General features: G+C 65.8%; 8 protein-coding genes and 1 pseudogene. 1 reads left to right on the top strand and 8 read right to left on the bottom strand.

Annotation, left to right across the window (positions count from 1 at the left end):
- Positions 1 to 66: 66 nt before the first annotated feature.
- Positions 67 to 1,182 carry an NHL repeat-containing protein gene (locus tag JCM9942_RS06520; protein WP_054658558.1) on the bottom strand — a complete coding sequence of 372 codons (1,116 nt, stop codon included), beginning with the start codon at positions 1,180 to 1,182 and terminating at the stop codon, positions 67 to 69.
- Positions 1,179 to 3,692, bottom strand: coding sequence for a TonB-dependent receptor (locus JCM9942_RS06525; RefSeq protein WP_054658571.1), 2,514 nt, complete (start codon positions 3,690 to 3,692; stop codon positions 1,179 to 1,181). Before JCM9942_RS06525 ends, JCM9942_RS06520 begins: the two co-directional genes overlap by 4 nt.
- A gap of 205 nt (positions 3,693 to 3,897) precedes the next feature.
- Between JCM9942_RS06525 and upp the strand changes: the two are divergent.
- Positions 3,898 to 4,528, top strand: a pseudogene (upp, locus tag JCM9942_RS06530) (uracil phosphoribosyltransferase).
- 45 nt (positions 4,529 to 4,573) lie between these two features.
- On the opposite strand, the gene JCM9942_RS06535 reads toward upp, so the two are convergent.
- The 6 genes from JCM9942_RS06535 to JCM9942_RS06560 all read right to left on the bottom strand — a co-directional run.
- Positions 4,574 to 5,467: an MBL fold metallo-hydrolase gene (locus JCM9942_RS06535; RefSeq protein ID WP_054658561.1), complete on the bottom strand. Its 894-nt coding sequence runs from the start codon at positions 5,465 to 5,467 to the stop codon at positions 4,574 to 4,576.
- 24 nt (positions 5,468 to 5,491) lie between these two features.
- Positions 5,492 to 7,330: a gamma-glutamyltransferase gene (gene ggt / locus JCM9942_RS06540; protein ID WP_256202314.1), complete on the bottom strand. Its 1,839-nt coding sequence runs from the start codon at positions 7,328 to 7,330 to the stop codon at positions 5,492 to 5,494.
- The gene (locus JCM9942_RS06545; protein WP_054658563.1) at positions 7,327 to 7,611 is read right to left on the bottom strand and encodes a YfhL family 4Fe-4S dicluster ferredoxin; all 285 of its coding nucleotides are present in this window, start codon (positions 7,609 to 7,611) and stop codon (positions 7,327 to 7,329) included. The genes ggt and JCM9942_RS06545 overlap by 4 nt, the downstream gene beginning before the upstream one ends.
- Before the next feature lie 129 nt (positions 7,612 to 7,740).
- On the bottom strand, positions 7,741 to 8,232 hold the full coding sequence (locus tag JCM9942_RS06550) for a hypothetical protein (protein ID WP_054658565.1): 492 nt from the start codon (positions 8,230 to 8,232) through the stop codon (positions 7,741 to 7,743).
- Positions 8,233 to 8,258: 26 nt separating this feature from the next.
- The gene (gene coaD, locus JCM9942_RS06555) at positions 8,259 to 8,783 is read right to left on the bottom strand and encodes a pantetheine-phosphate adenylyltransferase (protein WP_054658567.1); all 525 of its coding nucleotides are present in this window, start codon (positions 8,781 to 8,783) and stop codon (positions 8,259 to 8,261) included.
- A partial coding sequence (locus JCM9942_RS06560) for an RsmD family RNA methyltransferase (RefSeq protein WP_172675058.1) occupies positions 8,780 to 9,107 on the bottom strand: 328 nt, incomplete at its 5' end. The genes JCM9942_RS06560 and coaD, both read right to left, overlap by 4 nt.

Here is a 9,107-nt window from a genome sequence, read left to right on the forward strand (position 1 = left end):
CCCCCACCGCTCCGGCCGCCGCCATCATGGCGGCCAGCAGCAGCCACGACCTCCTGCCCCGGGTGCTCACAGCGCGCAGTCCTGCGGCAGCGACAGGGCGCTGGCGATATCGCGCCAGTCGAACGCCACCACGCCCTGGTCGTCATGTACCGCATACAACGCGCCCTGCGGGAAGCGTGCCGATGCCTGCTGGCTGCTCCATATGCCGTCGGTATTGGCCACCGTATTGCCATGAAACGCGCCGACGTGGGCCAGCGTTTTGCGGTCGAACAGGTGGAACACGCTGCGCTCCTTGCCCTGCTCGGTGGTGATCCACCAACCGCCCTCGCCGCAGGTACGCAGCATCACGCCCTCGGCCTGGGCCTTGAACACACCCTCGCCGAAGGTGCTGCCGGTGAAATCGCCGGCCAGCGTGTAGACCTTGACCTCGCTGGCGTAGCTTTCGTCCTCCTCGGCCACCAGCAGGCGGTCGTTGTCCGGATCGCCCCAGATCGACTCGACCACCCGCAGCGCCCCCTTGGCCGTGGTGTCGCCGATGCTGCGGACCAGACGGGCCTGCACGGCACCGCCATCGACGCGGACGTGGTAGCGACGCACCCGCTCGTTCAAACGTTCCAGTGACGGCAGGATATCGTTGCCGGCGGCGTCCTCGCCCTCGTCGTAGGAATCGGTGACGTACACGTCGTAGCCGTCCTGCTGCGGATTCACCCACAGCCCGTAAGGCTTGCGCAGGTCGGTGCCGGCGAATGTGCCCAGCGGGGTGAAGTCAGGTAGTTGCAGCACCTGCACGCGATGGTTGTCGCGCTCGACGATGAACAGCAGATCGCCCTGCACGGCGATGCCGTTGGGGCGGTCGAACTGGCCAAGCGCGGTGCCGCTGCTACCCACGTCACGCAGGTGCCGGCCGGTCTGCCCGTCGTAGACCACCAGTTTGTCGGTGGCCTTGGCGGTGGCGATCAGCCATACCCGGCCATCAGCGTTGCGCCAGCTGGCTGGCGAATCGATGTTGTCGGCCGGCGTCATCGGCGTGAGGAAGGCCTCCCCTACCCGCTTGGCGGCCGGCGGGCGCGCACCCTCGGCGATGTCGGCCGCAGTCAGCGGATGGGAGCTTCTGGCAGCCGGCTGGCAGGCGACAAGCGCCAGGGCCAGGGCCAAGCCGCTACACAGCAGCGCGGCCTTCACAGTGCCACCTTCAGGCCAACGGCGTAGGTACGGCCGTATTCCTCGTTCTGCAGCGTTCGCGAACGCACGCCCTGGTACAGCTCCAGCGGTTTGTCGAGCAGATTGGACGCCTCCAGATACAGGCTCACGTTGCGGGTGAAACGGTAGTCCAGACTGAAATCCAGCTGGGTGTGCGGTGCTACATGGATGTCGTAGGCGCGGCTGTCGCCGATGCTGTCCAGATACTGGCTGCGGTATACACCGGCCAGACGCGTGCTGAAGCCGCCCCACTCGTAGCCCACATGTGCGCTGTAGACATTGCGCGACGCGCGCGGCAGGGTGAAATCATCGCGCTCACGTCCGGCGATACCGGGATCGAATCCGGTATCCAGCCAGGTGCCGCTGGCCCCGACCAGCAGGCCGCCCCAGGCCCCCGGCAGGAACGCCAGTTGCTGCTGCCAATTGAACTCGGCGCCGAACACCCTGGCCCTGTCGCCATTGATCGAACGGGTGACCTCGAAGCCCGGGAATGCGGCATCGGCATCGCTGACGGTCTGCACGATGTAACCGTCGATGTCCTTGTGGAACAGGCCCAGCGCGACCAGCCCGGTCTGCCCCAGATAGCGCTCGAACGAGAAATCCAGGTTGGTCGATTCGTAGGGGTCCAGCTGCGGGTTGCCGACCCGGACTTCCTCGTCATCCCGGTTCATCGCCAGCCGCGGTGACACGTCGCCGAAGGACGGGCGCGCCACGCTCTTGTTGAGCGCGCCGCGCAGCACCCAGTTGTTGCCTGTGTCGTAGCGTAGATGCAGGCCCGGCAACACGTTGCTGTAGCTGTTGCTGGCGTTGCGCGGGCTGACGGTAACGGTCCTGCCGTCGGCGGCGATGTCCACCTGGTTGCCGCTGGCATCGAACCGGGTGTTCTCCACGCGCACGCCGCCGATCACACGCAATGCGCCGATATCCCAGGTGCCCATCGCATAGGCGGCGAGGATGTCCTCGTTGGCGGTGTAATCCTCTTCCAGCGAGGCCATGACGTTGCCGGCGACATCCTGCGGCCGGGCGCTGTACTGGCCACCGCTGCTCGCCCACCAGCGACGCATCGCCGCCGAGCTCATGCCCTGCCCCAGCGGCCCGCCACGGTGTGCCAACGTCGCACCGTTCCAGCTGGTCAGATCCACCGCCGGACCGCGGCGCATTTCAGCCTCGTCAACATTCACCGCACGCTCGCGCCAGCGGCCGAGCAGGCCGAGCTTGTAGCTGGCATGGTCGGCATCGAAACGGATATTGGCCTGCGCGCTGCGTTCGCTGTCATCCACCTGCTTGGGCCCGATCACCACCCGGTCGAACGTGTAGTTGGCGCTGTCCATCCACCCGGCATCACTGAAGTCCAACCCGGGAATGTCGCGGTTCTGGTCGATCGTGGCCGACAGGTCGGCACCGCCGTACTCGAAGCGCGCTTCCATTTCATCATTCACGCGCTCGCGGGTCCTGGTATAGCCCAGCCGGTAATCAAGCACCGCATTGCTCAGGCGGTTTTCACCGCCGAGACTGGCGGCAAAGGTGTCCTCCTCCTTGGTGCGGTAGCGCATGCGTTTGCTGATCGCGTCGGCCGGCAGGTCATCCACCTGGTAGCGGCCACCGCCCAGCGCACTGATGACACCGTCCTCCAGACCGAACACAGTGCGCTGGCGGGTTTCGGCATCATCGAAGCGGCTGTACAGCGTGCGCAGGTAGTAGCGGTTGTCCTGGTCCGGTCGCCAGTCCAGATTGAGGTTGGCGCCGCTGCGGGTGCGCTCGATGCTGTACTTGCGACGCTGGATCTCCAGTGCGGCCAGGTCATCGTCGGCGCCCCCGTCGAAGCTGCCGTAGGCAACCTCGGTGTTGTCCGACTCGAAGCTGCGTTTGTGATGATTGATACCCAGCGCGATACCGAAGGTGTCGTTGAACACCTCGCTGTAGTTGAACGCGGCCTTGGGGCTGGTTTTGCCGGAAAGCTGCTGGTGACTGGCTTCGAGCTTGCCCTTGAGCGAACGGCCGTCGCGGTCGAAGGCCGAGGCCGACTCCACCACCACACTGCCGCCAATGGCATCGCCCGGCATGTCCGGCGTGGCCGACTTGATCACCCGTAGGCGTTCGGTCGAATCGGTGGGAATCACGTCCAGCGGCGCGGCGCGCGAGGAATCTTCCGGCGTGCCCACCGCGATGCCATCGATGCTGACACTGTTGAGCGCCGCATCCAGACCACGGATCACCACAAAGCGGCCTTCACCCTGGTCGCGGGTGACACTGACGCCGGGCAACCGCTGCAGCGACTCGGCGACGTTCATGTCCGGGTAGTCGCCCATCGAATCGGAAGCCACCGCATCCTGGATCGCATCGGCATCGCGCTTGAGTTCGACCGCCCGGATCTGCGCCTCGCGCTGCGCACGCACCTCGATCCGCTGCAGATCCACCGCTGCCGCCGTGACGGCGGCAACCACCGCGCCATCCGGAGCAACCGGCCTTTGCCCAGCCTGCGCGGTGGCCATACAGACCACCGCCGTCGTCACCGCCATCACCAACACGCGCTTGCGCACTACCGCCCCCAGAGGATGTAAAGGATGGGTGGGCACGGTATGTCAGTGGGATTGCGCGGCGATGACAGCCCGGGGACGGTCGTATTGCAACGCCGTACTGGCCGGATACAGAGGGCCTGCGGCACACTGGCCACTCTCCCCTGCCGTCATATCCGCCATGAAAATCGTCGAAGTCCGCCACCCCCTGGTCCAGCACAAGATCGGCCTGCTCCGCGATCCGGACATGAGCACCAAGGATTTCCGCGAAGTGGTCAACGAGTGGGTACCTGCTCGCCTACGAGGCCACCGCCGATCTGGACACCGAGAGCCACACGATGAAAGGCTGGGCCGGTCCGGTGCAGGTGCAGCGCATCGCCGGGGCCAAGATCACCGTGGTGCCGATCCTGCGCGCCGGCCTGGGCATGCTGACCGGGGTGCTGTCGCTGATTCCGGCCGCACGGGTGAGCGTGGTCGGCCTGCAGCGCGATGAGGAGACCCTGCAGCCGGTGCCCTATTTCGAGCGCCTGACCGGTCGCCTGGAAGAGCGCGACGCATTGATCCTGGATCCGATGCTGGCCACCGGCGGCACCCTGATCGCCACCATCGACATGCTCAAGCGCGCCGGCGCCCGCCGCATCAAGGGCATCTTCCTGGTCGCCGCACCGGAAGGCCTCAAGGCCGTGGAGGCCGCGCACCCGGACGTGGAGATCTTCACCGCCGCCATCGACGAGCGCCTCAACGACAAGGCCTACATCCTGCCGGGCCTGGGCGATGCCGGCGATCGCATCTTCGGTACCCGCGTGGGCTGATTACCACGGTCCCGGGCGCCATCGCCCGGGACCTTCGGGCAGTTTTCAGGCAGAGGCCAGCGCGCGGGCTTTCAGCTCGGCCACTTCATGGGCGGTGCCGAAACGGCCCTTCTCATCACGCACCACCTGCGCCATCGCGCACTGCGGATCGTGGGTGAAGAACAGATGCACGTTGCGCGCAAGCTTGTCTTCCAGAAACGCGCGCTTCTCGTCGATCAGCAGCTCGGCATTGCGGTCATAGCCCATCGTGATCGGCACATGCACCCACGAGCGGCCGGGAATCAGGTCGGCACAGAACACCACGCCACCGCGCGGTAGGCCATCGACCCGCTCCGGGCCGACGATCTCGGCCAGCATCAGCCCCGGCGTGTGGCCGTCGCTGAAACTGAAACGCACCGATTCCCCGAGCACCTTCGAATACTCGCCGGACACCACTTCCAGCCGCCCGCTGTCCTGCAGCAGCTTCGGCAGTTCGGGGATGAAACTGGCGCGGTCACGCGGATGGGGATGCAACGCCCGCTCCCAGTGCGCGGCGCCCACCACGAAGGTGGCGTTGGGAAACAGCAGCTCCGGCACGCGGCCTTCCGACCATGGCGCCAGCAGCCCACCGGCGTGGTCGAAATGCAGATGGCTCAGCACCACCACATCGATATCCTCGTGCTCGAAGCCGGCTTCGCGCAGCGAATCGATCAGGATATGCCGCGGCTCCTGCACACCGTAGCGTTCGCGCAGTTTCGGCTCGAAGAACGCGCCAATACCGGTTTCGAACAGCACCGTCTTGCCGGCCAGCGGACTGGCCAGCAACGCCCGGCATGCCAGTTCGATCCGGTTGAGGTCATCGGCCGGTGCCCACTTTTCCCACAACGCCTTGGGGGCGTTGCCGAACATTGCACCGCCATCGAGTTTTTGCGAATTACCGCGGATCGACCATAGTTTCATATGAAAAATTCTACTGACTCCGCGTTAAATATTCGCAAGCCGACAGCGCCGGATTATTGACACCCCGGAACAGAAAAGCCCCGCCGGGCGGCGGGGCTTTTTGCGTTGTTCGGCGCGCGTGTCAGTCGGCCGTTGCGTTGCGCTTGACCTCGGCACTGCCGACCGGATTGCGCGGGTCGGTGCCGCCGCTGAGGGTGTTGCTGCGACGGTCCCATTCCACCGTCTGCAGGTTGCCCCATACGTGGCTGGAACCGCGCCCGCCTTCGGCCGAGTCGCCCGGCAAGTCGACCTTGTGCCCCATCGCCTGCAACTGCCTGCCACGTCCGGCGAGAACGCGCCGGACTCGGCGGAAATCTCGTCGGGCAGCCACTGGTGGTGGTAACGCGGCAATGCGGCCACCTGCTGCGCATCCAGCCCGGCGTCGTAGCCGAGGATGCCCAGCAGCACCATGGTGATGATGCGGCTGCCGCCTGGCGTGCCGATCACGATGACCTTGTCCTCGTTCTCCATGAACGTCGGCGTCATCGAGCTCAACATGCGTTTGCCGGTCTTGGGCGCGTTGGCCTCGTAGCCCATCACGCCGAACGCATTCGGGGTGCCCGGCTTGAGTGCGAAGTCGTCCATCTCGTTGTTCAGCAACACGCCGGTGCCGGCCGGGATCAGCCCCGAGCCGTACAGCAGGTTCACCGTCTGGGTGCCGCCGACGCGGTTGCCTTCGCCGTCGATGATCGAGAAGTGCGTGGTCTCGTCATCTTCCAGCGGCGTCGGATTGCCCGACAGCAGGTCACTCGGCGTCGCCTTCTCCGGATGGATGGTCGCGCGCAGGCCCTGCGCATAGTCGCGGCTGGTCAACACCTTCTGCGGGATATCGACAAAGTCCGGATCGCCGAGGAAGAACGTGCGGTCGCGATAGGCGCGGCGCATCGCCTCCACCACCAGGTGGGTGCGGTGGGCCTCGTCCATCTTGTTGATGTCCCAGCCTTCCAGGATCTGCAGCATCGATGCCAGCGCGATGCCACCGGAGGACGGCGGCGAGGCGGTGGTGATCTTCCAGTCGCGGTAGTTGAAAACGATCGGCTCGCGGGTCTTGACCCGGTAGCCGGCCAGCTCCGCGGCGGTCCAGCGGCCGCCGGCCTGCTTCACCCCGGCCAGCAGCTTCCTGCCGGTTTCGCCGCGGTAGAAACCGTCAAAGCCCTTCTCCGCCAGCAGCTGCAGGGTGCGCGCCAACTCCGGCTGCTTGAAGATGTCGCCTTCGGCGATCGGACGGCCGTTGCGCAGGTAGACCTCGCGGGTCCCCGGATAACGCTCCATCACCTCGCGGCGCGACTCGTAGCCACGGGCCATACGTGCATACACCGGGAAGCCGTCACGGGCGACCCGGATTGCCGGCGCCAGCGAGTCGGTCAGCGGCAGCCGGCCGTGTTCGCGGGCCACCTGCACCAGCAGCGCCGGCAGGCCCGGGATTCCAGCCGACCATGGACCGTTGACCGAGCGGTCGCGATCCAGCTCGCCGTGCTTGTCCAGGAACTGCTCCGGCGTGGCCGATTCGGGCGAGGTCTCGCGCGCGTCCAGCATCACATCCTTGCCGGTTCTGGCATCGTGCAGCAGGAAGAATCCGCCGCCACCCAGGCCCGAGCTGATCGGCTCGACCACGGCCAATGTCGAGGACACCGCCACCGCGGCATCAAAGGCGTTGCCGCCCTTGGCCAGGATTTCCATGCCGGCATCGGTGGCCAGTGAATGGCCGCTGGCGATGACCGCTCCGTCAGGATGGGCGGCACGGGCCGGTGCCGTGTCCGAGGCCCACACGCTCGGGCTCAACAGCCATGCACACAACAACAGGGAACGGGCAAACGGTTTCATGCCGTCGGATCCTCCGGTTCGTAAAGTTCGGGATGGTCGCGCTGCAGGCCGAACAGCTTGGCCAGCAACTGCTCCTGGGTTTCGGGGATATCCGGGTCCGGGTCGATGCATTCCACCGGACAGACCACCACGCATTGCGGCTCATCGAAATGGCCGACGCATTCGGTGCAACGGGCCGGGTCGATCACGTAGATCGTCTCGCCCATGGAAATCGCCTTGTTCGGGCAGGCAGGCTCGCAGACGTCGCAATTGACGCAGAGCTCATTGATTTTCAACGACATGGCACTACTCCATGCCCGCGCCTGCCAGCGTTGAACCGGTGGGCCCAGCCGCGACCGGTTGCCTGCGGCGCGACATCGCTGCCGGCCGCAACCGGGCACGCATTGCGCGTGCCCGGCCTTGCACGGGTATTACTTGGCTTCAACGAAGATGTAATCGGCGCCGGTCGGCTGCACGATGGTCTGCACGCGGGCATTGTCGGCGGCATCGCCGATGAACACCACGCGCACGCCCTTCATCGAATCGGCCTGCACGTCCTTGAACGCGGTATCGATCATGTCGGCCATCTTGGCCGAAGCCGAGGAACCGAAGGCCAGCATGTTGCCCGGCTGGATGCCGCGGCTGATGGCGACGGTGGCGCTTTCCACCTGGCGGCCGTACTTGGCGGCGAATTCCGGATCGGACTCCGGCGGCAGGTAGTACAGGAACGGGCTGGCGGTGATGTTGCCCATGTTCTGCACGGCCACGGCCTGCAGGTACTTCTTCCAGCCGGCATCGTCGTCCTTGGCCGGGGCGACCAGCGCCTGCTGGGCGTCGGCGACCGGCGCGGCCTCTTCCTTCTTGCAGGCCGCGAAGGCCAGCACCAGCGAAGCGGCCAACATCACGCGCATCGTTTTCTTCATGGTGGTTCTCCCTTTAAAGGTGTTCGTTACAGCTGTTTGGAGGATTCGGCGGCCGCGCGGGCTTCGCGGGCCTTGCGCAGCGCTTCCAGCACGGTTGCCGGCACGAAACCGGACACATCCCCGCCCAGCCGGGCGATTTCACGCACCAGCGAGGAGGAAATGAAGCTGTGCTGTTCAGAGGGGGTCAGAAACAGGGTTTCGACCTCCGGGATCAGATGGCGGTTCATGCTCGCCATCTGGAATTCGTATTCGAAGTCGGACACCGCGCGCAGACCGCGCAACAGCACGCCGCCATGCACTGAACGTACGAAATGCGCCAGCAGCGTATCGAAACCCACGACTTCCACATTCCCGTGGCGCCTGAGCGCCTCACGCGCCAGCTCCACACGCAGGTCCAGCGGCAAGGTCGGGCCTTTGGACGGGCTGAAGGCCACACCGACCACGATCTTCTCGAACAGCGGCGCAGCCCGGTTCACCAGGTCGATATGACCATTGGTGATCGGATCAAATGTCCCCGGATAGACGGCAATACGACGATTGGCCGAAGTCATGCGTTGTTTACCGCGTTCAAGTCGTTGCGAAGTGTAACAGTGGCATGCCGATACAGGGCATAGCCGACCTCGCGGGTGCCGCCCTCGCGATGCAGGCTCCATTCCGGCGGCAACGACTGCCGCCGCTGCGCTGGCGCCTCCACATACAGCCACGCACCCGGCGCGATATGTCGCGGCAGGCGCTCGATCACCTGCTCCCACAGGCCATCGGCGAACGGCGGATCGACGAACACGATATCGGCCTGCTGCGGCGCGGCCGTGTCCAGCCAGCGCAGCGCATCGCCGCTGGTGACCTGCACCTGCCCCTCGGCGCCCAACCGGGTC

The sequence above is a fragment of the Stenotrophomonas pictorum JCM 9942 genome, assembly GCF_001310775.1.
Lineage (GTDB): Bacteria > Pseudomonadota > Gammaproteobacteria > Xanthomonadales > Xanthomonadaceae > Stenotrophomonas > Stenotrophomonas pictorum.